The organism is Corynebacterium sp. zg254, assembly GCF_024701495.1.
Classification (GTDB): domain Bacteria; phylum Actinomycetota; class Actinomycetes; order Mycobacteriales; family Mycobacteriaceae; genus Corynebacterium; species Corynebacterium zhongnanshanii.
This window is the reverse complement of the sequence record NZ_WIAR01000004.1, coordinates 130,669-152,011: the sequence shown is the minus strand read 5'-3', so window position 1 is coordinate 152,011 and position 21,343 is coordinate 130,669. Positions and strand designations below refer to the sequence as shown.

The window sequence follows — 21,343 nt, the reverse complement described above, 5'->3', positions numbered from 1 at the left end:
TGCGCCCAAAAGCCCTATCTTTTCCGCCCCGTTTCAAGAAACCGGCGCCGTAAACGGGAGGCCTGAGAGTTCAGAATAGCGAGTCATCGTGGGGCCCAAGCGGCGCACGCGGACCTTATCGAAAGCATTCCACTCCCGAATCCATCCGCGCAGTGCTCTGGCATATGCCAGAGCACTGCGTGCTGCCACACCGGCGTGACCCTCGAGCCCTGGGATGGGCGCAACCTCTGCCTCCTCCCACACTGGAGGTGTACCCCATGGAGGCTGCTTCTTGCCCGGAAACTCCTCAGAAAAATCCTTCCTAGCCCGGTCAAACCACCGGTGCGCATTGTCCTGAACTGCAGCCCAGTCAATGATCTCTTCATCCTTAAACCCGGCAGATTCCAGTGCCACGCGCGTGGCAGGATCCACAGGCAACACCGGGTAGCGGATGACCGTCTTCAGCATCGTGAGCGGATCATCGCGCCCCTCAATCCAGTCGGCATCCGCCGCAAAACCCTGGATGCCCTCCTGCCCGATGATCCACGCGCCGCTGAAGTCACCCACCTGAACATCCGGGTCAGTCTCTACCTGCCAGATCGCCCACGTCCCATTCACCACGCAGGCAATCATCACAGGATCTACAGACGTGGACGTGGTCGACATGCTAGCAACCTGACCGGACGTACTCGTGGAATCAGTCATGACACCCATTAATACTCGCGCAAGCTCTTTCGGTCGCCAGTGCTATGACGATGCGCAAGCTGGCGTCGATCTTCTTCACTACGGCGAGTAACAGGATCAGATCCATCCCAGCACTCCACGTTCTTCGCCTCCGGCAGCATGTCACGATGGAACACAGGATCCACGCCCGTGCGTCGCTGCTCGTTGTAGTTCTTCAGCAGCTTGATCGCAATGCCAGACAGCGGCACGATAGCGCACACGTTCAGCAGCACCATCACCGCTGCACCGGTATCTGCCAAGTCAAACACGGTGCCCAACGGCGCCACAGCACCATAGAAAACAAAGGCAAGAACAATCAAGCGGTAACCCCACAACACGCTCTTCTTCTCGGACAGATATTCCACATTGGACTCGGCCAAGTAGTAATTACCAAGAATCGAAGAAAACGCCAGGAAGAACAAAATAAAGGTAATGAAGTGGGTACCCCAACTTCCCACAGTGTCCGCCAACGCCGACTGCGTCAACGCCACACCTTCAATCTCATCCGAACCGAACGTATGCAGATCAGCGCCCAGCAAAATAATGAAGGCGGTAATCGAACACACAACAAGGGTGTCGAAATACACGCCCAGCGTCTGAACAAGGCCCTGCTTCACAGGGTGAGACACAGTAGCGGTCGCCGCGGCGTTCGGAGCGGAACCCTCACCAGCCTCGTTTGAAAACAGACCACGCTGGATACCCTTCATCAATGCAGCACCCACGGTGGCGCCAGCAACCTCACGGAAGCCCAAAGCAGAGCCAACAATATCCGCGATCATCCCAGGAACTTCGCCGATATTCAGGACAACCACAATGATGCCCACCAGCAAATACGCCACCGCCATAAACGGGACAATCAGCTGAGTCATCTTTGCAATACGCTGCACGCCACCCACGATGATAATTCCGGAGACCAGCACCACGGCCACACCAACCAGAATCTTGAACGTCTCACCCTCCTGGCCAAAAGACGTAGCCAAGGACTCAGAGATCGCGTTGGTTTGGAAAGCGTTGTAGAACCATCCGAAAGTAATGGCAATAGCCACGGAAAAGACCGCGGCAAAAGGCTTCCAGCCCAGACCGCGAGACATGTAGTACGCAGGCCCACCACGGTAGGCACCACCATCGCGTACTTTCCACAGCTGAGCCAGCGTGGACTCCACGAAGGACGTCGCGCCACCCAGGATGGCGATAATCCACATCCAGAACACGGCGCCGGGGCCACCCACGGAAATAGCCACAGCCACACCCGCGACGTTTCCGGTTCCCACACGGGAGGCCGCGGAAATAGTGAAGGCTTTGAAGGCGGAAATGCCGCCATATTCGGCGTCTTCATCCGCCCCGGAGCTACCGCCGTCCGGGCGTTCGGTCACGGCCTTGAACATATCCGGCACCATGCGCAGCTGCACCACGACCGTGCGGATACCAAAGAATACACCTGCGGCGATGAGTACCCAGGGCAGGACCCACGTCCACAAAGAAGAGTTAATGGCACCGATCACGGTGCTGAAGATGTCTTGCATGGATCACACATTAGTCTGCCCACCCACGCAATGCCTACGAAACCGGCAACTCCGGGTGGAGGCTGGGAGTTCGGGTGAAGGCGGCAACTCCGGCTGGAGACAGCACGTTCGGGCACACACGGTGAGGCTAGGGACGCGGCGGCGTCGGGCGAAAGCAGCTATAAATGAGGCTCATGGCAGTCTTTGATTTCTTCACCAAGAAAAAGCGCACCCAAGCCGACGAAGAGCAACGCGCACATCCCATCCGCGTGGGCGGCGTTGGTGAGCAATCCAGTTACGAGGCTTCCTCGCGGACGCACCTGCCGCTCAACGAATATATGACCCGAATGATGGCTCAGGAATTGCCCATTCTGGATTCCACCAGCCGCCGGATAGTCCGGGAGATTCTGCAGAATTACGACGGCCCAGAGATCACCAGCGTGGAGGAGCTACCGAAGGAGATCCGGGACATAATGGATCTGTACTAGCGCCGCTTCCCCCAAGCTCCGGCTGTATCGGTCTAGTCTGGAAGATATGACTTTGCATACCAGCACGAAGACTCTGACCGGTTGGGGCCGAACGCAGCCATCCACCGCAGAGGTTTTGTCCACTCCCGATATTGAGGTCATCTCCCAGGCAGTTGCCCAGGTCGCAGATGACAATGCGGATAAGCCCTCCCATTTACAGCGTGGCGTGATTGCCCGCGGCATGGGCCGTTCTTATGGCGATCCTGCGCTGAATGCCGGCGGCTTGGTGATCGACATGCAGCAGCTGAATCATATTCATTCCATTGACCCGGATTCGGCCATTGTTGATGTGGATGCCGGTGTGACGTTGGATCAATTGATGAAGGCTGCCCTGCCTTATGGTCTATGGGTTCCTGTGTTGCCGGGCACCCGTCAGGTCACAATTGGTGGCGCAATTGGTCCAGATATTCACGGCAAAAATCACCACTCCGCGGGTTCCTTCGGCAACCATGTGATCTCCATGGAATTGCTGGTGGCCGACGGCCGTGTCCTGCACCTGGAGCCGGAGGGTTCGGCAGATGACCCAGATGGCGAGCTGTTCTGGGCAACCGTGGGCGGCATGGGCCTCACCGGCATTATCCTGCGCGCCCGGATCAAGATGACGAAGACGGAAACGGCATATTTCATTGCCGATGGCGATCTGACCCAGAATCTTGATGAGACCATCGAATTCCATTCCGATGGCTCGGAGCATAACTTCACCTATTCCTCCGCCTGGTTCGACGCCATTTCTCCCGAACCAAAGCTAGGCCGCGCAGCAATCTCCCGTGGTTCTTTGGCCACGCTGGAACAGCTGAAGGAATTGGCTCCGAAGCTGGCGAAGGAGCCTCTGAAGTTTAACGCTCCCCAGCTGCTGACCGTGCCGGATATTTTCCCGAACTTCACCATGAATAAGCTGTCGATGATCGCCATCGGTGAGCTGTGGTGGCTGAAGTCCGGAACATACCGCAATAAGGTGCAAAACCTGACGCAGTTCTACCAGCCGTTGGACCTGATTGGCGAGTGGAATCGCGGCTACGGCTCGAAGGGATTCTTGCAGTACCAGTTTGTTGTTCCCACGGACGCCGTGGAGCCGTTCAAGCAGATCATCAAGGATATTCAGAAGTCCGGCCACTACTCTGCGTTGAATGTGTTCAAGCTGTTCGGCGAGGGTAACCGTGCGCCATTGTCCTACCCAATGCCGGGCTGGAATGTGTGCGTGGACTTCCCCATTAAGCCGGGCTTGGGCGCATTCTTGGATGATTTGGACCGCCGCGTCATGGAATTTGGTGGCCGTTTGTATTTGGCAAAGGAATCCCGCACGTCCGCGGAGAACTTCCACCAGATGTACCCAGGTTTGCCTGGTTGGTTGAAAACTCGCCGTGATATTGACCCCACGGGCGTATTCGCGTCCGATATGTCCCGCCGTCTCGAGCTATAAGGAGTTTGTCATGATTGATGCTGTAGGAAAAGCGCAGTCTATTGTTCTGCTGGGCGGTGCGTCGGACATGGGTTTGGCGGTCGTCGAGGAATTCTTGTCCCGCGGCCCCGCTCGCGTTGTCCTTGCGGCACGTGCTGAGGAATCTTTGGACGACGCCGAAGCGCGCGTCCGCGCGGCCGGCGCCACCGAAGTGAAGCGTGTGGAGTTTGACGCTGTGGACTTCGATTCTCACCCGGCTGTCTTTGAGGAGATTTTTGCTGACGGTGACATCGACATCGCGATCGTGGCTTTCGGAATCCTGGGCGACAACGAAGCCCAGTGGACGAACCAGAAGCTTGCCGTTCAGGCAGCTCAGGTGAACTTCACGGGCGCTGTGTCTGCGGGCGTGCTGCTGGCGGATTACATGAAAAAGCAGGGACACGGCCAAATCATTGCCTTCTCCACGGTGGCTGGTGAGATGGTGCGCCGATCCAACTTTGTGTACGGCTCCACGAAGGCCGGCTTGGATGGTTTCTACCGGATGCTCAACGAGGCTCTGCGCGGTTCTGGTGTGAAGGTTCTGACGGTTCGTCCTGGCCAGGTTCGTACCAATATGACGAAGGATCTGGACGATGCTCCGTTGACTGTGGATAAGGAAGACGTGGCGAAGGCTATCGCCAAGGCTGTAGATAACAACAAGTCCTTGATTTGGGTGCATCCGCTGTTCCGCCCGATCATGATGATCTTGAAGCACTTGCCGTTGCCGATTATTCGGAAGCTTCCTTTGTAGGAGTGCAGGACGTTGTGCCGGTGCGCTGCGGAGGCACCGGCACTCTGCTGCGGTACTGGCTAATCTGCAGAGCTACTGGCACTCTGCGGATGCACCAACGCGAAACGCGTCTACAGCAAGATCTCAATCACCCCCGATTTTTACCCCCATATCTGCCCGTGATGGCCGGTGCGGGGGTTTATGTCTTCCCTGCCCAAGATCTCGCTGTGCAAACTTTGCGCTGGTCAAAACTGTTTTTGGTTCCTAAAGCTATGGAACGGACTTGGAGTCTTGTTCGGCACGGGAAAAGCTACGCGGACGGATTAGACAAACGCGCGAGCATGCGTATAATGGAGGAGGGTACTGATACTAGCGCATCCATGGAGCGTTAGTGACCCCCCTTCAGTATCCCGGATCCCGTGTCGAGCGCCCACGATCCCCCCCTTTAGGGCTGCTCCACGGGATCCACTTATATCTTCTTCTTTTCCGGAGTTGGAGTTAAGGGGTTATGCGACACAATGTGTGTCCGGAGTGGCTACCCCATGTCGGGGATTAGGTTCCTATCCATCCTTTTGGTACGCCTAGGTTATGACTGTAGTCGGTTGGGATAGATGCGTCAGGCTGTTGTAGGCCTTGTGGGGTTGACAGCCGAACAAAACACCCCTCACACGCCTCGGCACACTTGTGTGACAGCACCTTCGGCTTGTCTCCACAAGACCATTTGACGATCTTTTTACTCCGGCACCGCGCATACACACACGCTTTTTTGCTGCCGCCAACCCGGCAGCACAAACCACCACACCGTATGCACATCATGCGGGTCGGAAAACGTTGTAACGAAAAGGTAGGCTAAAGCCCATGCCTCCACGTACTAGTAGCCCGCCCTTAACATGTCTCGAATGCGGCACGGAACTGTACTACGCAGGACTCGGTCGCCGCCCCCGGTATTGCAGCCAAACCTGTCGGAGCAGAGCATGCGAAATCCGCCGCGCTGCCAGGGAGGGCAAGGTCGCCACGAAGGTTGTCGAACGCATCATTGAAGTCGATGCCCCGCTTGATGCTGAGACAGTGACACAGTGGCTCAACGGGCACCCGCACCGTCTCTCGGCAGTAATCCAACGCCTCGACTGGAGCACAGAACAACTAGACGGATTACGCTGCGGTCTACGCGATGCCACGCACGGAGGAACAGATCTCTCTCCCGGCTTCCTCAGCCGACTTCTTGACGCTAAGGCCGCTAGTAGTGAGCTTCATATGCCAAAAATCACTAATCGTGAGCAGATTGTCTTATCCCTGATCTGCGAGGGTAAAACAAATGTAGAAATTGGCGAATCAATGCGACTAGCAGAGGTCACCATCAGGAAAATAATCTCGCAACTCTTTCTTCGCTTTTCCGCGAAGAACCGTGTAGACCTCGCCATCAAATACCTCTCGATCAAACACTCATATTAACATCAACCTCAAGCAAATATTCTCCTCTCCCCCTGACAAGAGACAATCTCAATTTATTGATTGTCCCACCTCCATTAAGGGGTATCGTATGCGATATAAAAACCGTGCACCTGTTTAGGAAAAATGAAGAATCTCCTAAGTTTGAAATCGCTCACCCTAAAACTCACCAGAACAGGAGCTTGAGATGAAAAAGAAGACTCTTTCTCGCTTAGTTGCCCTAAGTCTTGCTATCACCATCCCAGTCGGAACAGCACACGCCGCAGGCGCAACCACAAACGTCGAACAATCCCCAGAAAGCCTTTCTGCGCAAGCACAAGAACTTACCGCAGAGGATGAACAGGAAATCGACGAACTGCTAGCCTACATCGACACGATTCCAGACGATGTGGTTGAGAACAGTACGGATGAACAGCTAGCCGCATATCTGCGGAACAATACGGGCGTTCAGACGCGTAACGCTTGGGAATGTGCTGGCGGAATCGGCCTTGCCGTGGAGAAGTGCTAAAGTGCCCAAATTGAAGAGCCTACCTGTCTATCTGAGCATCATCTTTGCGATCGCTTCTATTGTATTAGCGATCGCGAAGATATCTTTTCCTGAGGCGTCTCTCGTTCTACTTGCGGTAGCGTTTTTAATCGGAAGAATCGAAAGCAAGGAATAACCATCCACAGCAAAATGAAATAGAGATACGACTCGGAGAATGCTTCCCTTTCCTTTGGATGTCCCTCCACCACGGAATCAAGGATTGCCAAACTTAATGTATTCATACAATGTCATACGCCCCACCCCGAGACGTTCAGCCACTTTTGTCTTCGGCATCCCCTCATCAATCCACCTTTTTGCCTGATCAACCTGCTCCGCAGTCAGTGCTTTCGCTCGCTCCTTGTAGACAGACCCCGCGCTTTTTAGCCCGGGCAATGCCCTCGGCCTAGCGCTCGCGAATAATGAAACGCTCAAACTCGGCCGCTGAGCCAAGCAAACCGAGCATGAGCTTGGCTACAGGTGTCGAATCCTTCGAGTAGATCTGCCCCTCTTTGAGAAGCTTCACCGAGACACCGCGTGCAGTGAGGTCATCAACGATGGAATGCAGATCGGACGGCGAGCGGGCGAGGCGATCCATGAATGACACAATCAACTGATCACCCTTGCGTGCCGTTTTCGGGTATTTGGTTGGGGTAGCCCGCATAGGTGGTAGAGGTGTTTCTGGCTAGGTGGTCGGGTCATGATCTGTCTGGCGGTGTCGTCAATTCTGCGGCATCGTGACACGTTTTCATGACTAAGGAGGCCATGTTCATGGCTGAATTCAAAGAGATCATGGCGATGCGGCTGGAAGGCAAAAGCTATGACGCGATTGCTTCTGCCTTGGGGTGCTCCAATCGCGATATCGCTCGCATGATCGATGTCATCAACGCCTATGGCATCACTGCTGAGGCGTTTGCGGGATTGTCCCCGGAGTTCTTTAACGAGCATTTTCCGGATGGACGCCGAACGCGGAAAGCAGCGTATGTCCAGCCGGATTATAAGGCTCTTGCGGATAAGCCGGCGAAGAACAAGCATCTGACCAGGTGCATGCTGTGGGAGAAGTATTACTCCTTGCCAGCCGAGCCAGGGATGGTGAAATACCAGTACGCCCAGTTTTGTAATGGGTTGGCGCCCTACATCCAAACCCACGGACTCACCGAAGTCATCGACCATGAACCCGGTGAGGAGCTGTATGTGGATTAGGCTGGCGACAAAGTCGCTATCACAGATCCTGCGACGGGCAAGACGGCGTTTCGAGCATCAATTTTCGTGGCTGTCTACCCGTATTCAGGAATGTTGTTCGCGAAGGCAGCCAAGAACGAAAAGATGGACAACTGGATCGACTGCCATGTCGCCACTTTGGACTATCTTGATGCTCTTGAGGTTACCCTCGTTTAGTGGACACCCAATTAATACGGATTTTTGTGTTCGTAGGAGAGGGTGTTCATTATGAGTAAGCAACAGAGGGAGAAGTACACTCCCGAGTTTCGGCGGGAGGCGGTTCGCCTAGTCATCAAGTCTGAAAGGCCAATCACCCGGGTTGCTGGAGGGATCGGCATGTCTGCCGGGCTGCTGTGCAGATGGGTCAAAAACGAGCGAGAACGCCTGGGCTGTGATGATAGGAGTCTTGCTGATCTGCGTGCAGAAAACGCCAGGCTGCTGGTTTTCTCTATAGGAAACCCAGAGGGATAATTTTAGGCAGTCATAGCAAAAGGCATTAGCTTACTTATAACGCTCGCTGTCGTCTCTAGTATTCTATGGTACTTCATGGAAGCTCTGCCCATCGCAGGCTTCCTCACGTATGACGCGGCATGGACGCTTCCAATTCTCACCGTCCCGATATCCCTGGTCGTATGATTCGTTTACCTAAATCATTTCCAAAAGTAACGTCAGAGTAGAATTTGTCCTTCTGAACCATCTCGAGGAGACTCCCCCTTATCCTGAGACTCCTCCATTAAACGTTGTGTTATTTTCAGTAGCCGCATTATGATGACCGTAATCGACACCAACAAAAATAAAACGAATACAAGCAGGACTAGGGAAACTACCGTTGAAATAATCAAAATTGATTCCATTGCTTCTCCTAAGTTACATTAAAATCGTGAATGGCCAATTAATTCCAAGACAATACAGGGTTACCATTCACAATTTTCACTTCAATCCATGCAGTTTGCTTAAGAGGGAATCCCATGACGATCACTTTGAGCCCAATCTTCTTGAGTGTGGCCATCGTCCTCTCCTATTCGTCTCACGAATTCATCCTACAGCCTACACTTAGTATACCAAACGAATTGAAATCGTGGAGGAGTTATCCATGCATCCAGCATTTGGGCTCGGGTCGATCGTCTCGAAATGCAGGCCCGTGACGCACTACCTATTGAGCAGTAGCCTGTCCCTTCGCCACCGGACGAGCTTCAATCTTCAGCACCGAGACAGCTACCACCACGATGAAAGACACAGCCACACCGAACCAGAAGGCCACCTCGATGCCGTGGCCCACAATGTCCGCAGTCACCTGAGCCATCTGCTCAGGAGACGGCGCGTGTCCTGTGGCGCTTCCTGCTCCTCCCGCGGCCCCAGCGGCTGCGTCACCCGCAGTACCTCCCGCAGCCTCACCGGCGCCCTCGCCAGAGGCCTGTCCAGCAACCTTGCCCAGGCCGAGACTCTTGGCATAGGACGCAGAGGCAAAGGACATGATCGCCACAAACACAGCGGTACCTGCACCACCAGCAACCTGCTGGAAGGTGTTCACAATGGCCTGGCCGTGGGATGCCAAGGAATCAGGAACAGAAGCCAACGCATTGGACATCAAAGGCGTAAGCATCAAGGACACACCCACGTTCAGCAAGATGGTCAACACCACCAGGTGAACCTGCGAGCCATGGCTCCCCAAGCCGGCAAACCAGCTCTCCGTCCGGGAAAGATTGGCGAAGCCAAGCATCGCCACCAACATGACTAGAGAACCCGGAATGATCAGCGGACGGGCACCGCGCTGATCGTACATACGCCCCACAAATGGGCCCATCAGTCCCATAATCAAGCCACCGGGCAGGGACACCATGCCGGCTGCCATCTGGGAAAGACCCATCACGTTTTGCGCATACAGCGGCATCAAGATGATGAAGCCGAAAAGCATGGAAAAGGACAGCAGCATCAGAATCATGGACAACGTGTACTCGCGCGACGCCAACGGAGCAAGGTTCAGCAGAGGATTCTTGCCCGTGCTCTCGGCGGTTTTGGCAAGTGACAGCTGGCGTCGGAAAAAGAGGACCAATACCAACACACCTGCGAGCAGGATGATCACGCGGTCCCATGGAACACCATTGGGCAGCTCGGACATTCCGGCGATTCCGTACAGCGTGGCGGAAAAGCCCACCGCGGACAGCACCACAGAAATAACATCCAGATAAGGACGGGAAGGCTCCTCAAAATTGCGAACCTGCAACGCGCCCACTACAAGAGCAATGACAACCAGCGGCACAACAAGGCCGAAAATCCAGCGCCACCCCAGCGTCTCCAGGACGATGCCGGAAAATGTTGGACCCAACGCAGGAGCCACTGCAATAACAACGGTGACCAGGCCAAACACGCTACCCCGGCGCTCAACTGGCACCAGTCGCATAATGGTGGTCATCAGCAGAGGCATCACTAAAGCCGTACCGGTAGCCTGAATCACGCGCGCGAGCAGCAGCACTGCAAAATGCGTGGCAAATACCGCCACAATAGTGCCGACCAGGAACGTGGCCATCGCCATAATGTAAATACTGCGCAGGGTAAACCGCTGCATAATGAACCCGGTCATCGGGATCACCACAGCCATCGTGAGCATGAAGGCGGTGGTGAGCCACTGCCCAGCAGATGCCGTGATATTGAACTCCTGCATCAAGGCAGGAAGCGCCACGGACAATGTGGTTTCGTTCAGAATCACCACGAATGCCGCGGAGACCAAGATGCCGATCAACAATTTCACATTAACGCCCTCGGCCGGCTGAAGCGCAGAGGCAGCGAGCGCGTCCGGGCTCTCGGGCGCTTTCTTCTCTGAATGATTCACAAATCTTTCCTTTACATAAAACTTTCTACAACACGCCTTAAAGGCGAAAGAAACGCGCTACCCATGCAGGTAGCGCGCCCTATGCACTCGGGGGAGTTTACCACGGCTTTTACGGCCGCTGGGTGGTCGTTATCCCCCACGACTACTTACTTCGAACCGTGCCCCTCAGGCAGCTCACTGGCCGCGGACCCGCCAAGCTCCCCAGCATCCCCAGCCATCTCCGCACGAATCTGCTCCAACCGGGAGCTAGCTTTAAAGTCCGTGGTGGCCTGCTCTAGTTCAGCCATGCGCCCATCCACGGAGCTTTCCGCCAGTTCCTGCGCTCCCAGCGCGGTGGCGTAGCGCCTTTCGATCTTGTCGCGCACTCCGTCCAGCGACGGCACGTTGTCGTCGGTGGTCAGGCCCTGCATTTTCTGGACGGAGTCTGCAGTGGCTTCCTGCATTTTCGCCTGTTCGATCTGGGTATTCAGTTGATTGATCTGGGCCATTTGTTCCTGCAGGCGCGCCTCCGACTGCTTCTGCTGCTGTTCGGCCTGCTTCGCGCTGTCCACAGCCGCGGCGTGGGCCGTCTTCGTGTCCTCTAGCTCCTGTTCCACTGTGACGAGCTGGGTGGCGAACACCTCGGCGGTCTGGTTTAGTTGCTGCGCTTTGGCTGCATCGCCCGCGGCGGTGGCCGCGTCTGCCTGCTGGATCGCCTGGCGCGCCGACGCCGCCAGCTTCTTCTGATCCTCCTGCAGCCGATGCATCTTCATCTCGAGCTGATTGCGGTTCCCGATCACGGCCGCGGCAGCTTCGGTGACCTGAGCGTGCTGTTTCTTCGCCGCTTCCAGCGCCTGTTGGATCTGGATTTTGGGGTCGGCGTTGGCGTCGATTTTGGAGTCCAGCGATTGCTTCAGGTACTTCCAGCCTTTGGATAGTGGGTTGGCCATGGTGCACGCTCCTTGCGGTCGGGGGTGACGGTCGCTGCGTCAACGAGTCCACCCCAACCTACCAATTTTCATTGTTGGCGGGGTTGGGGTGGATTATTCTGTTCGACGCCGACCAGCGCCGCGCACCGCACCCTGTGCTGCGGGAGGCGCTGTTGTCTTATTCTTCGTTGTTTTATTCTTCTGCTGCGGCTTGCTGCTCGGCCAGCTGTGCCTTGACGGCGTCCATGTCCAGGTCCTTTGCCTCCTGAATCAGGTCATACAGTGGCTTTTCTGGAAGGATTCCGGATTCACGGGACAGGAGCACGCCGTCGCGGAAGACCATCAGGGTGGGGATGGACTGGATCTGCAGGGCGGCGGCAAGGTCCTGGTTCGCCTCGGTATCGACCTTGCCGAAGGTGACGTCTTCGTGCTGGTCGGATACGGATTCGAAGATGGGGCTGAAGCGCTTGCATGGGCCGCACCAGTCTGCCCAGAAGTCGAGGACGGTAACGCCCTCTGCGGTGATGGTGTCCTTAAAGTTGTCGGTGGTGATCTCTACCGTTGCCATGTGTGTGTCCTTCTTTCTGGAGTGGTCGTTCTCGATTGCGTTCTCAGCTAAGTTCTTGGGTTTCGTGAGCGCTCTGGTTCTTCCAACGATAGCTGCACGCGGATTTATTCCAGCCTTTATCATTTTAGTTATGAGTTCACCCCTAGCAGGCAATCCACGTCCCAATGCCAACGCCAAGCTGTACGAGAAGCTGGCCAAGAAACCCCTGGGTACGCGCCTTTTTGGCGCGCTTGTGGCGTTCAAGGCACCGTTCTTCATGACGTCCCAGCCTCAGTTGAAGACGCTTCGCCCGGGTCTGGCGGAGGTGCGCTTAACGAAGTGGTGGTTGATGCAGAACCACATTGGTACGTTCCATGTGATTTCTGCGTTGAATGGTGCGGAGTTCGCGATGGGCTGCCTTGCCGAGATTTCTCTGCCTGATACTCACCGTTGGCTGCCTCAGGGCATGACCACGGAGTACAAGGCAAAGTCCACTGGCGGACTGACTCTGACTGCGACGATGGATCTTCCAGATTTCAGCACCATTACGAAGGAGACTGGTGGCCGCCGGATTCCTGTCACCATTAAGTTTGTCGACGACGCAGGCCAGGAGCCAATGACCGCCACCATCGACATTTGGGTCACGGCGAAAAGTTAATCACCGTCGGCCGAGTGGACGGATCAGGCAACCGGCACCGAGGAAAACCGACCAGTCCCCAACCACTGAGGACAATGACGGTTTGGAGACCGGACTAAAGGTATTTGCTGGCATTACGATTGCTACGATTCTGTTCACCATTGTCGGTGCACTAGCCTTCGCAGCGCTCAACTTCTTCACTCTCTAACCCGTCGCAACAAGCTAGCCAACTAAATGGGATTCGCTTGATAGCTTATAGCCCACGCCGGTCAGGGGCGTGGGCTATGTGGCATGTGCCAGACAACCGAAGAGTATTGGTTGCTCAGCGACAGGCTACCTCTTTGGATAAATCATCCACTGTATGAGGTACACGGTAATCATGCCAGGAACAAGGAATGCGTAAATAAGCCTGACCGTATCCGGATGTACTCCATACACCTCGGCTACACCGGCACAGACGCCCGCTAGCTTCTTGTTTCTGTCGGTTCTGTACCACTTGCTTTTAATGAAACTCATCAGCAGATATACTCCCATGTTGAGATTCCACCGTTGCTACTCAAGATATTTAGATTAACAACGATCCCCAGGCATTTTCCGTGGCGGTGCGCCTGTATCGCATCATACCCTAGTTTTCCTGCACTTCCCAAGATTTTGATCGCGACAGGTCCAGTGAGGCCAAGCGCGACCACCCATGGGAGCGCTGCAATTGCTCCAGCTCCGCCAGCAACTCCAGTTGCTTGCGTTTCTTTCTTGCTCAACTTAATGGTTGTTTTGGTCCAGCCCCAATCAATCTGTGGATCTGCTGTGATTGGGAAAGCTGTGTTCGAATCATACTCCACTCGTTGTACCAGCACACCATCTTCAATGGTGAGTAAGGTCGGAATCGACTCACCCATCGCATCATGGGCCCAAGGCCTGGCGATGGTAGCAAGCAATTCACCGTTGAGGAGAATTCCCGCTACGTCGTCGCCCCCTTCATTAAAGGTAATCACTTCTGCCTCTTGTGGGATGGTCAGAGGAAAACGATATTCCGTAGGAGCATCCGAATTCTCGATATGGATTAGCGTCTGCATTCCATTGTCCAGACTGTTTGTTTCGAAGGTATAGTCGGTGCTTTCTCGTTTGGAGCGCAAGGACGTTCCTTGAACTGACGGCACAGTCCATCCAATAGCGTACTGATCTCCATCTGGGGAGGTACTAGTGGTAGAAACATACTCTTCTGCAGATGCAGAAGGCACAGTAATGACAAGCATCATTACAGCAGTCAATGCAGCAATGAAGGCAGTTGCCCATCGCATGAATGGTTTATGTATGCACAACATTGAATCCTCCTAGGTTGTGCCAAAGATCGAATGCAACCGGCATTCGCAGCCGTTCATCGATCTCCCTTTCCCCAAAGGCGGGAACTGTAGTGTGAGGCGAATCACTATCGTGACCTACATCCTAGGCTAGGTGATGTGCATCACATTATCAAGAGCCTAATGACAATTAAGCTCACTTGGCACATCGCAGCCCTACCGTCACACCCCTACCGCAGCACTGCTGACGCGCCAACACAGCCCGCCAGCCAGGCCAGAACACACAAGGTACCCATCAGCACCAACCAACCAAGAGACTTGCGCAGCGGAGCATCTGTCACGGCAGTCACCATCACCGTTGAAAACGTAGTGAACCCGCCCAAGAATCCCACGCACGAGGACCGAACCAGTAACCAGCTCCATTCGTCCACCCGATAACCCAACTGACCCCCAACGGGCACAGCCTGGAATCCCACGTAGTAGTCCACATAAAAGACCGCATACACCACTCCCAGCAGCAGCGACCCCACCACGTTGATCACAGTGAGACGCGCTAACGGCTCCCGAAGCCTCCCAGCCAGCACACTAGTATCCGCCACATAACGAGCTACAGCCCCCAGACCGCCGCACACCGAAAACGCAACCCATGCTCCCACAGTCACCGCAGCCACCACTCCTCACGCATAACAGTGCTCATCATGTCAGCGCGCGCTCTTTCCCCACAACGCGCGGCCGCAGGCAACCCCCAGAACAGCAGCACCCAGACCAAGCACAATACTGCCGCCCATCATCGCAGCTACACTCACCGCACTCCACGCAGACTCTCCAATCCACCCCTCCAGGGACCGGAACACGCCCGCCCGTTCAGAGCTAGAAGCATGGGCAGGGTGCGCCACCGTAGCCGCCCAACTTTGTGCCGATAATGCAGAAAAAGAGGTAAAAGCCCCCAAAAATCCAGTAGTGAGAAAGGGGCGGAAGGCGGGTGGGGAGGAAGCTGGGCGTCGGATAAAAAACACGTTAATAAGCGCCAACATAAACGCACCCAGAATGTTGATCAACAGCAACGTCAGGCCATTATTATCCCACGCATCCGGAAGCAGTTCCTGGAACAACCAATGGGTGCAGCTACCCAGCGTGCCGCCCAAGAACACCGCCAGCGGCACAGGGCAGCGCGCAAAACTACGCACAGAACAACGCCGCGCAGACATGGACGTGTCTGCCCGGCGCGTTTCAGGATTCATGCGAACCAGTCTAGATCCGTGCGTCCTCGCCGCAGGACGCGGGGCGCGGAAAAGCCTGGAAGGCTCGGCCGTTAGTGCGGTGAGAGGCCCGGTGGCAGTCTTGGCCGTTAGCTCTGCTTGATGGCGGAGATGTCGAAGTTCAAGGTGATCTTGTCGGAGACCATCACGCCGCCATTGTCCAGCTTGGTCTGCCATTCCAGGCCGTACTCGCGGCGGTTGATGGTGGTGCTGCCGGAGAAGCCCACACGGTCCTGGCCGAAAGCGTCCGTGGCGGCTCCCTCGAAGTCGAAATTGATGGTGACGGACTTGGTGGTGTCCTTGATGGTGAGGTCTCCGGTGACGATCAGAGTCTCGCCGTCGGCGGTGATGTCCGTGGAGGTGAAGGTGATGTGTGGGAACTGTTCCACGTCGAAGAAGTCGGCGCCCTTGACGTGGGCGTCCCGGTCGGCGTTGCGGGTGTCGATGGAGTCCGCGTTGATGGTGACGGTGATGGAGGCGCCGTCCAGATTCTCGCCGGTGGTAGCGGTGCCTTCGAAGGTGTTGAATGCGCCGCGAACCTTGGTGATCATGGCGTGACGGGCGGTGAAGCCGATCTCAGAGTGAGTTGGGTCGATGGTGTAGGTGCCGGAGTAGGTGTTCAGGGTGCTCATGGTGTGTTCCTTTCGCGCTGGTGCGCTGTGTCGTTGGCGCGCTGTGCGCTTCGTTGCTTTATTTGTTGATACATCAACTACCTTAGGCATGCGTTGTTGATATGTCAACTAACGTTCGGCACCCCACTCATTACGACCGCCCAGCACACCCGTTCAGCCCACATCCCGTTTGTTGATATGTCACATTTTTAGACCATGTGTGCCATACTCGAAAGCATGACTACCTCAACCCCCTGGCTCAACGACAAGGAGCAAACCGTCTGGCGCACCTGGCTTCACGCCCACGTCAGCCTCAACGCAGCCCTGTCCCGCCAGCTATCGAAAGAAAGCGGCCTCACGCTCGCCGAATACGAGGTTTTGGTCGTCCTCTCCGAAGCCCCCGACCATCGCCTCCGCATGGCCGCGCTCGCGAAAATGATCCAATGGGACCGCTCCCGCCTCTCCCACCAGATCACGCGCATGACCAAACGCGGCTTCGTCCGCCGCACCGATTGCGCCGAAGACGGCCGCGGCGCCTTCGTGCAACTGGAGCCGCAGGGTCTCACCGCCATCCAGGCCGCCGCGCCCGGACACGTCGCACAGGTCCGGGAGAACCTGTTTGCGCCGCTCACCGAGAAAGAAACTGCTCAGCTGGGTGAGCTCCTATCTAAAATCGACGCCCAGTTCACCCCCTAACAGCCCACCGCTTACGCCATCGGCGTGTAATCCCGCGCCATATCGCTGAACTTCGAGAACTGCAGCTGATGCGCCACGGTCACAGTACCGATCGGGCCACCGCGGTGCTTCGCCAAGATAATGTCCGCCTCGCCGGCGCGCTCATGGTCACGGTTCTGCGAGTCCGGGCGGTGAATCAGCATCACCATATCCGCGTCCTGCTCCAGGGAACCAGATTCGCGGAGGTCAGAGACGCGCGGCAGGGCGTCGTCACCACGATTTTCCACACCACGGTTCAGCTGCGAAATAGCGATCACCGGAACGTCGATCTCCTTGGCCAGCAGCTTCAGTTGGCGGGAGAACTCGGAGACCTCTTGCTGACGGGACTCCACCTTCTTGCCGGAGCTCATCAGCTGCAGGTAGTCCACCACCACAAGCTGCAGGTCCACCTGCTGCTTCAGGCGGCGGGCCTTGGAGCGGATCTCCATCATCGTCAGGTTCGGAGAATCGTCGATCCACAGCGGCGCGTGCTCAATGGGACCCACCTGGCGCGTCAGCCGCGCCCAGTCGTCGTCGTCCATCTTGCCACCGCGCATGCTGGACAGCCGCACCTCCGCCTCGGCGGACAGGATGCGCATCATCACTTCGGACTTGGACATTTCCAAGCTAAACAGCACGGACGCCTTGTTTTGCCGCATGGACGCCGAGCGCATGAAGTCCAGCGCCAGCGTGGACTTACCCACACCTGGACGGGCCGCCACAATCACCATCTGGCCGCCGTGCAGACCATTGGTGAGATCATCCAGGTCAGCGAAGCCGGTCTCAATGCCCATGGCCTTTCCGCCGACCTCATCGAGCTCATCGATTTCCTCCATGACGGTCTCCAGCAGGTTGCCGAAGACGTCGTAGTCCTCACTGGCCTGGGAGTTTGTCAGGGCGAACATCTCCTGCTGGGCATTATCAACCACGTTGGCCACCTCGGCACCCTCAATGCCGGAGTAGCCCAATTGGACGATGCGCGTACCCGCCTGCACGAGGCGCCGCAGGGTAGCCTTCTCCTTCACCAGTTCTGCGTAGTAACCCACGTTCGCAGACGTTGGAGTTTTGGAGATGATGCTGTGCAGGTATGTGGCGCCGCCCACGGCCTCCAGCTGATTATCTCGATCCAGGCGCCCAGCCACGATCACCGGATCAACTTCCTTGCCCTCGCCGAATAGCTGCAGGATCGTGGTAAAGATGGTGGCGTGAGCGGGGCGATAGAAGTCATCACTGCTCAGAACCTCGACCACGTCTGCAATTGCGTCTTTGTTGAGCAGCATGCCGCCCAGCACGCCCTGCTCAGCCTCGGGATTCTGGGGCATCTCGCGGCCAGCGTCCTTCAGCTGCTGCATGCCCCTGTCCTTCCATGCGCCTTGTCCGCCAGAGCGGTAGGTCGAGCGGCCACCGGAGTTCCCGCGTCCAGCGCCACCCTGTCCAGCGTTCCCCGAGAACCCGCCACTGCCGTACGCATCCTGATCCGGCATGGGCGGCTCCTCCGGAGGGGGAGGCAGCGGCACATCGTCGAAGGACGTGAGGTGTGATGCGTCGGAGGCGGCGCTCGAGGCGGAGGTGTTGTCGTGTGGGCTCATGCTCAATAACTCTAGTGCCTACGTCCTACACAGGCTGTGGGCCCCTCCACGCACACGCGCTGACCCCTTAGAACAACCCCGTATCCAAACTTCAAATCCGAGTTATCCACAGGGGGGTTGTGGAAAACGTGTGGATGAATTGTGCACAACACGCTTTTCCCCAGCTCGGCCTGTGGAAAACCTGTGGAAACGCGATTCGCTGACCTGCGAAAACGTATATCACAGCAGGTCAGAGCATGTTTCACATTGTCCTGGGGAAACGCCCGAGCGGTGGATAACTTCCCTCTACCCCCGTTCAGAAGCCACACTCTTCCACCTATTTACATAAGCGCTGGTCACTGTAGCATTTCCGCTGCCGCCAAAAATATTGAACTTTTTCCACAGTTTTCCACACACGCGTCAATAAGTGCGATAGGTTAGCTTTCATGTCAGAAACGAAAGAACTTCCCATCACCTCTGCAGACGCCCCCTTGGACCTGCTGATCATCGGAGCAGGCGTGTCCGGCGTGGACCTCGCCCACCACATCTCCAAAGATTTCCCCCAGTGGAATTGGGCCATCGTCGATTCCAATTCGGACATCGGTGGCACCTGGAACACCTTTACCTATCCGGGCATCCGCTCGGACTCGGACATGGCCACCTTCGCCTTCCCCTTCAAGCCGTGGCCTCACCCGAACACGTTGGGCTCCGCCGAGCAGATCAAAACCTATGTGCGTGAGGTCGCCCAGGACGCGGGCGTGCTTGACCGTCTCACGCTGAATACGTGGATTTCCGACGCCAACTTCCACGCCGACAAGGATCTCTGGGAAATCACGGGGCGCCAGGCTGCTGAGGGCATCAACAACGCCGAAGGCCTGGGAGCCAGCGAGGACCAGCAGAAAACGGTCACGGTGTGGACAAAGCGCGTGCACTTCGCCAGCGGCTACTACCGCCACAGCAGCGGCTTCACCGCCCCAATTCCGGGGCTGTCGGACTTCAAGGGAACCCTTATTCACCCTCAGCGCTGGCCGGATGACGTGGATGTCCGCGGCAAGAAGTGTGTGGTTGTGGGCTCCGGCGCCACGGCCATCACATTGATCCCGTCCCTGCACGCGATGGGTGCGAAGACCACGATGCTGCAGCGCACCCCCACGTACATCGCGCCGCTGCCGAACTCGGACCAGATCAGTGCCCTGTTTAAGCCTCTGGGAGCGCGCGGCAACGCCATCGCCCGAAATGTGCATATCTACCGCGATATGGCCCAGTACTACCTGTGCCAGAAGTTTCCGCGCCTGGCGAAGGGAATCTTCTGGCTGTGGGCTCGCCGCTACCTCTCCGCCAGCAGCGTGAAGGAGCACTTCCGTCCTCCGTACAACCCGTGGGATCAGCGCGTGTGTAAGTCTCCAGACGGTGACTTCTACCAGGCGCTGCAGTCCGGCGCGGAGGTCGTGACCGGAAAGATCGACACGGTCGTTCCCGAGGGCGTGCGCCTGCAGGATGGCCGCCTGGTGGAGGCAGACATCCTGATTGTCGCCACCGGTCTGGAGCTTCAGGCCTTCGGCGCCACCAGCATCCGCGTGGACAACGTGGAGGTCGATCGTCCATCCATGGTTGCCTACCGCTGCCTGATGCTGTCCAACATGCCGAACCTGACGTACACGATTGGCTACCTGAACCAGTCCTGGACGCTGCGTGCGGACATGACCAGTCGCTACCTTATCCGCCTGTGGAAGCACATGGAGGCCAACGGGCTCACCCTGGCAGCCCCTGTGGTGCCGGAGGGCATGGCCTGCGACCGCCCGATGATGGAGATGAGCTCCGGCTACATCCAGCGCTCCGTGCATTCCCTGCCCCGTCAGGGCGACGCCGACCCATGGCGCATGGAGCAGGACTATGTGCGCGAACGCAAGGTGATCGAGCGTGGCGATGTGCTGAAGGACATGGCGTTTGACGACGCTGCCCGCGCCGCGGCCGTGAGCGCGACCGGCCCTGTTGCATCGGTTGCCTAAAAAATTAGCCTGAAGTTGCTGACATCTTCTGGTTTAAGGCTCTAAACTAAACCTTGTGGTGCCGGGACCGCGATCACCCGGCACCCACCCTCTGAACAACACCGTAAAGGCAAACACCACAGCCCCTACCGTGATCGGTAGGGGCTGTGGTGTGCTGTTGTCTAGAGTAAGCCTCTAAGTACGTGTTAGGTCAGTAGCGTTCAGTCTCGGCTGGTTCACCGTCCTGGCTTGGGGTCAAGCGTTGTCTAGGCGCTGTCGCCCTGGGGGTTCAGCGCGCGGTGTCTAGGCGCGCGCCGTATAAAAGGTCCACAGTGCGTGAAGCCATGGGGTTGCTGATGGCCGAGCTGAAGGGGTGCCTTTAGGCTGCTACAACCTCAAAGTTCAGGGAAGCAACGATGTCAGAGTGCAGCTTCACGTCCACGGCGTAGTTGCCGGTGGTCTTGACCTGGCCCTTAGACAGCGCGATGCTGTGCTTGTCCAGGGAACGGCCGTTAGCCTTCTTGACAGCTGCGACGATGTCGTCGGCGCTGACGGAGCCGAACAGCTTGCCTGCATCGGAGGTACGAACGGCGATGGTCACACCGGTCAGAGCCTCCAGCTCTTCCTTCACTTCGCGTGCGTGGTCGAGGTCGCGGATCTTCCGTGCCTCCTGTGCGCGCTTAATGCCTTCGATCTGCTTCTCGGCGCCGCGGGTTGCGAGGATTGCGTAGCCGCGTGGAAGCAGGTAGTTGCGTCCGTATCCAGCCTTGACCTCAACGATGTCACCAGGAACACCGAGGTTATCAACGGCTGCGGTGAGGATCAGCTTCATGATCCAGCCTTTCGTTGTGCGAGAGTGTGTGACGTTTTATCTCAACGTGTCTGATTACT

The 21,343-nt window shown here is 56.7% G+C and carries 24 protein-coding genes; 10 read left to right on the top strand and 14 right to left on the bottom strand.

Annotated elements, in window-relative coordinates; genetic code table 11:
* Window positions 1-33: 33 nt before the first annotated feature.
* Both GC425_RS09585 and GC425_RS09580 read right to left on the bottom strand, forming a co-directional pair.
* Window positions 34-684, bottom strand: a complete 651-nt coding sequence (locus tag GC425_RS09585) for an N-acetylglucosamine-6-phosphate deacetylase (protein ID WP_151844865.1) — start codon at window positions 682-684, stop codon at window positions 34-36.
* 8 nt (window positions 685-692) lie between these two features.
* Window positions 693-2,225: a sodium:alanine symporter family protein gene (locus GC425_RS09580; protein WP_151844864.1), complete on the bottom strand. Its 1,533-nt coding sequence runs from the start codon at window positions 2,223-2,225 to the stop codon at window positions 693-695.
* A gap of 173 nt (window positions 2,226-2,398) precedes the next feature.
* On the opposite strand from GC425_RS09580, the gene GC425_RS09575 reads away from it, so the two are divergent.
* The 5 genes from GC425_RS09575 (at window position 2,399) to GC425_RS09555 (ending at window position 6,856) form a co-directional block, all read left to right on the top strand.
* On the top strand, window positions 2,399-2,692 hold the full coding sequence (locus GC425_RS09575; RefSeq protein ID WP_225723563.1) for a hypothetical protein: 294 nt from the start codon (window positions 2,399-2,401) through the stop codon (window positions 2,690-2,692).
* A gap of 46 nt (window positions 2,693-2,738) precedes the next feature.
* A complete protein-coding gene (locus tag GC425_RS09570; RefSeq protein ID WP_151842769.1) occupies window positions 2,739-4,151 on the top strand; it encodes an FAD-binding oxidoreductase in 1,413 nt (470 codons plus the stop codon).
* Window positions 4,152-4,161: 10 nt separating this feature from the next.
* Window positions 4,162-4,920, top strand: a complete 759-nt coding sequence (locus GC425_RS09565) for a decaprenylphospho-beta-D-erythro-pentofuranosid-2-ulose 2-reductase (RefSeq protein WP_151844862.1) — start codon at window positions 4,162-4,164, stop codon at window positions 4,918-4,920.
* 837 nt (window positions 4,921-5,757) lie between these two features.
* Entirely contained in the window at window positions 5,758-6,351 is a 594-nt protein-coding gene (locus GC425_RS09910; RefSeq protein ID WP_151844861.1) for a LuxR C-terminal-related transcriptional regulator, read from the top strand.
* 184 nt (window positions 6,352-6,535) lie between these two features.
* Window positions 6,536-6,856, top strand: coding sequence for a hypothetical protein (locus tag GC425_RS09555; RefSeq protein ID WP_151844860.1), 321 nt, complete (start codon window positions 6,536-6,538; stop codon window positions 6,854-6,856).
* Between the two features lie 231 nt (window positions 6,857-7,087).
* Here GC425_RS09555 and GC425_RS09550 read toward each other — a convergent pair whose 3' ends face one another.
* Window positions 7,088-7,168: a helix-turn-helix domain-containing protein gene (locus tag GC425_RS09550; protein WP_231699819.1), complete on the bottom strand. Its 81-nt coding sequence runs from the start codon at window positions 7,166-7,168 to the stop codon at window positions 7,088-7,090.
* Between the two features lie 109 nt (window positions 7,169-7,277).
* A complete protein-coding gene (locus GC425_RS09545) occupies window positions 7,278-7,469 on the bottom strand; it encodes a recombinase family protein (RefSeq protein ID WP_231699805.1) in 192 nt (63 codons plus the stop codon).
* A gap of 173 nt (window positions 7,470-7,642) precedes the next feature.
* On the opposite strand from GC425_RS09545, the gene GC425_RS09540 reads away from it, so the two are divergent.
* Both GC425_RS09540 and GC425_RS09535 read left to right on the top strand, forming a co-directional pair.
* On the top strand, window positions 7,643-8,074 hold the full coding sequence (locus GC425_RS09540; RefSeq protein ID WP_151844858.1) for a helix-turn-helix domain-containing protein: 432 nt from the start codon (window positions 7,643-7,645) through the stop codon (window positions 8,072-8,074).
* A gap of 246 nt (window positions 8,075-8,320) precedes the next feature.
* Window positions 8,321-8,563, top strand: coding sequence for a transposase (locus GC425_RS09535; protein ID WP_151842775.1), 243 nt, complete (start codon window positions 8,321-8,323; stop codon window positions 8,561-8,563).
* Window positions 8,564-9,245: 682 nt separating this feature from the next.
* Here the strand turns inward: GC425_RS09535 and GC425_RS09530 are convergent.
* The 3 genes from GC425_RS09530 to trxA form a co-directional block, all read right to left on the bottom strand.
* Complete coding sequence (locus tag GC425_RS09530) at window positions 9,246-10,922, bottom strand: MDR family MFS transporter (protein ID WP_231699804.1); 1,677 nt, start codon at window positions 10,920-10,922, stop codon at window positions 9,246-9,248.
* A 146-nt stretch (window positions 10,923-11,068) separates the two neighbouring features.
* Window positions 11,069-11,851 carry a PspA/IM30 family protein gene (locus GC425_RS09525; RefSeq protein WP_151844857.1) on the bottom strand — a complete coding sequence of 261 codons (783 nt, stop codon included), beginning with the start codon at window positions 11,849-11,851 and terminating at the stop codon, window positions 11,069-11,071.
* 172 nt (window positions 11,852-12,023) lie between these two features.
* Window positions 12,024-12,398 (bottom strand): thioredoxin, encoded by a 375-nt coding sequence (gene trxA / locus GC425_RS09520; protein ID WP_151844856.1) that lies wholly within the window; start codon window positions 12,396-12,398, stop codon window positions 12,024-12,026.
* 130 nt (window positions 12,399-12,528) lie between these two features.
* On the opposite strand from trxA, the gene GC425_RS09515 reads away from it, so the two are divergent.
* The gene (locus GC425_RS09515; protein WP_151842778.1) at window positions 12,529-13,035 is read left to right on the top strand and encodes a hotdog fold domain-containing protein; all 507 of its coding nucleotides are present in this window, start codon (window positions 12,529-12,531) and stop codon (window positions 13,033-13,035) included.
* A 312-nt stretch (window positions 13,036-13,347) separates the two neighbouring features.
* Here the strand turns inward: GC425_RS09515 and GC425_RS09510 are convergent, their stop codons facing one another.
* The 5 genes from GC425_RS09510 to GC425_RS09490 form a co-directional block, all read right to left on the bottom strand.
* Window positions 13,348-13,530: a PspC domain-containing protein gene (locus GC425_RS09510; protein ID WP_151842779.1), complete on the bottom strand. Its 183-nt coding sequence runs from the start codon at window positions 13,528-13,530 to the stop codon at window positions 13,348-13,350.
* On the bottom strand, window positions 13,530-14,312 hold the full coding sequence (locus GC425_RS09505) for a hypothetical protein (RefSeq protein WP_225723566.1): 783 nt from the start codon (window positions 14,310-14,312) through the stop codon (window positions 13,530-13,532). Before GC425_RS09505 ends, GC425_RS09510 begins: the two co-directional genes overlap by 1 nt.
* 230 nt (window positions 14,313-14,542) lie before the next feature.
* The gene (locus GC425_RS09500; protein WP_192930442.1) at window positions 14,543-14,974 is read right to left on the bottom strand and encodes a CrcB family protein; all 432 of its coding nucleotides are present in this window, start codon (window positions 14,972-14,974) and stop codon (window positions 14,543-14,545) included.
* Window positions 14,975-15,013: 39 nt separating this feature from the next.
* Window positions 15,014-15,553, bottom strand: a complete 540-nt coding sequence (locus GC425_RS09495) for a CrcB family protein (RefSeq protein ID WP_192930441.1) — start codon at window positions 15,551-15,553, stop codon at window positions 15,014-15,016.
* Window positions 15,554-15,660: 107 nt separating this feature from the next.
* The gene (locus GC425_RS09490) at window positions 15,661-16,203 is read right to left on the bottom strand and encodes a YceI family protein (RefSeq protein ID WP_151844853.1); all 543 of its coding nucleotides are present in this window, start codon (window positions 16,201-16,203) and stop codon (window positions 15,661-15,663) included.
* A gap of 216 nt (window positions 16,204-16,419) precedes the next feature.
* Between GC425_RS09490 and GC425_RS09485 the strand changes: the two genes are divergently transcribed.
* Window positions 16,420-16,878 carry a MarR family winged helix-turn-helix transcriptional regulator gene (locus GC425_RS09485; RefSeq protein ID WP_151844852.1) on the top strand — a complete coding sequence of 153 codons (459 nt, stop codon included), beginning with the start codon at window positions 16,420-16,422 and terminating at the stop codon, window positions 16,876-16,878.
* Window positions 16,879-16,889: 11 nt separating this feature from the next.
* On the opposite strand, the gene dnaB is transcribed toward GC425_RS09485, so the two are convergent.
* Window positions 16,890-18,485, bottom strand: a complete 1,596-nt coding sequence (dnaB, locus tag GC425_RS09480; RefSeq protein WP_151844851.1) for a replicative DNA helicase — start codon at window positions 18,483-18,485, stop codon at window positions 16,890-16,892.
* Window positions 18,486-18,910: 425 nt separating this feature from the next.
* Here dnaB and GC425_RS09475 point away from each other — a divergent pair, with 425 nt between their 5' ends.
* Window positions 18,911-20,473 carry an NAD(P)/FAD-dependent oxidoreductase gene (locus GC425_RS09475; protein ID WP_151844850.1) on the top strand — a complete coding sequence of 521 codons (1,563 nt, stop codon included), beginning with the start codon at window positions 18,911-18,913 and terminating at the stop codon, window positions 20,471-20,473.
* 358 nt (window positions 20,474-20,831) lie between these two features.
* On the opposite strand, the gene rplI is transcribed toward GC425_RS09475, so the two are convergent.
* Window positions 20,832-21,284 carry a 50S ribosomal protein L9 gene (gene rplI, locus GC425_RS09470; RefSeq protein ID WP_151842785.1) on the bottom strand — a complete coding sequence of 151 codons (453 nt, stop codon included), beginning with the start codon at window positions 21,282-21,284 and terminating at the stop codon, window positions 20,832-20,834.
* Window positions 21,285-21,343 lie beyond the last annotated feature (59 nt).